Origin of the sequence: Terriglobus sp. YAF25, from assembly GCF_052113305.1 — a bacterium.
In the GTDB taxonomy this organism is placed as follows: Bacteria; Acidobacteriota; Terriglobia; order Terriglobales; family Acidobacteriaceae; genus Terriglobus.
Genome location: NZ_JBFRCY010000814.1, coordinates 1 through 1915 on the forward strand (window position 1 = coordinate 1; position 1915 = coordinate 1915).

The 1915-nt window shown below is 57.4% G+C and carries 1 protein-coding gene; it reads left to right on the top strand.

All coding sequences use genetic code 11. The features are described 5' to 3' along the window. Window positions 1-1915: GumC family protein (locus AB4043_RS24050; RefSeq protein WP_442308323.1), on the top strand; the 1915-nt coding region annotated here is incomplete at both ends.

The window sequence follows — 1915 nt, forward strand, 5'->3', positions numbered from 1 at the left end:
TATATATAGCGACCGGCCGTATTGAGGTGCGTTCGGGCTCCTCGAACGAGTACCGACTCACGACTGTAGGCGCAACCGACACGAGCAGTCACCTCAATACCCAATCGACCATCCTGACCAGCGAAACCCTGCTGCTGACGGTTGCTCGCGAGCTGAACCTGAATAACGAACCGGCTTTCCTGGGCGTACGTCCCCCCGTACCTGTAACGTCGCTCGATACGCCAATGATCCGCCAGGCCACATTGGGGCGGTTAAAGGCAAATCTCACAGTATCGATCGTGGCACGTACGAACCTGATCACGATCAACTATCGCAGTCTCGACGCACATCTGTCGGCTAATATCATCAACACGCTGATCAAAGACTATATCCAGCGTAGCTACCAGACCCGGTTCAACTCAGCACAGCACGCCAGTCAATGGCTCACCGGTCAGCTTGATGATCTCAAACAGCAGGTAGAGACTTCGCAGGAACAGCTTCTCGAGTTACAGCGCCGCCTCGGTTCTGTAGGCGTAAGCATTGATCCGACACACAGCCAAAGCGAGATCACTTCCCTCATCGACAGCCTCACGAAGGCAGCGGGCGATGCCCGCATCAACCGCATCATCGCGGAGTCCCGCTATCGCGCGCTGGCCCAGGCGGATCCCGCTTCGATGGAAGGTCTGATCGATGCAACCCCAAGCATCCAACCGGGCGGGCTGAATAGTTTGCGTGGTGAGCTGGCTAACGCCCGCGCGCACTATGCAGAACTGACATCGCAGCTTGGTCCGAACCACCCTCAGGTCAAGGCTGCCAAAGCGCAGATGGATGAGCTCGCGACCGAGATCAATACCGAGCAGGGACGTCTGCTCAATCAGGCAAAACAAACGTATCTCGCCGCCAAGGCCACTGAAGAGCAGACCCAGGCCGCACTCGAGGCACAGAAGGCCGATGCATACAAACTACGCGACGAGCTGGTGGAATATACGTTGCGTCAGCGTGAGTTCGAATCGGGACGCCAGCTTTATGACAGCCTGCTGCAGCGCTTGCGGGCTGCGGGTATTCAGGCGGGTCTGGAGTCTCTGGAAATTGATGTCGTTGACCAGGCGCTGATTCCGGCGGCACCTACGCTGCAGTCAGCCACCACCATCATTGTCGTGACGCTGCTGTTCAGTCTGTTCGGCGGCATCGTCATCGCCTTCCTGCTTGAGAGCCTCGACACTGGCCTGCGTACGATTGCTGAAGTCGAAGGCATCACGGAACTGCCGGCATTGGCCATCATCCCGAAGTCACGCCGCACCGTCAGCGAATTGCCGGCCGGCATGAGTGTCACACAACTCAATATGGGTGTGCTTACCATGCCCAAATCCCAGTTTGCTGAAGCCTTCCGTTCGCTTCGGACCTCCATCCTGCTGTCCGACACGGCTCACCCACCCCGGACGATCCTGTTTACCAGCGCTACACCGTCGGAAGGTAAGACAACCTGCTCCACAAACCTGTCCTGCATCCTGGCTCAACGTGAGACCAGAGTGCTTCTTATCGACGCTGACCTTCGGCGTCCCAGCGTCCATCACCGTTTTGGCTTGAATGGCAAGGTTGGTCTCTCTACGGTGCTGAGTGGGGCCACCAGCCTTGAAGAAGCGGTGCAACAGGTGGCCGATGTACCGAACCTTGACATTCTGGCCAGCGGTCCGGTTCCTCCCTTCCCGACCGAGATGCTCAGCTCAGAAGGCATGCAGCATCTCATCGAGAACGCAAAGACGAAATACACGCATGTCGTCATCGACTCCCCTCCTATTCTTTCTGTTACGGATGGTGTGATCCTTGGTCGCCAGACGGATACCGCTGTGCTTGTCATTCGCCACGGCAAATCCAGCAAACAGGTTGTCCGCCGTGCAAGAGACCTTCTCGTCCGTTCCGGTATCCGTGTGACTGG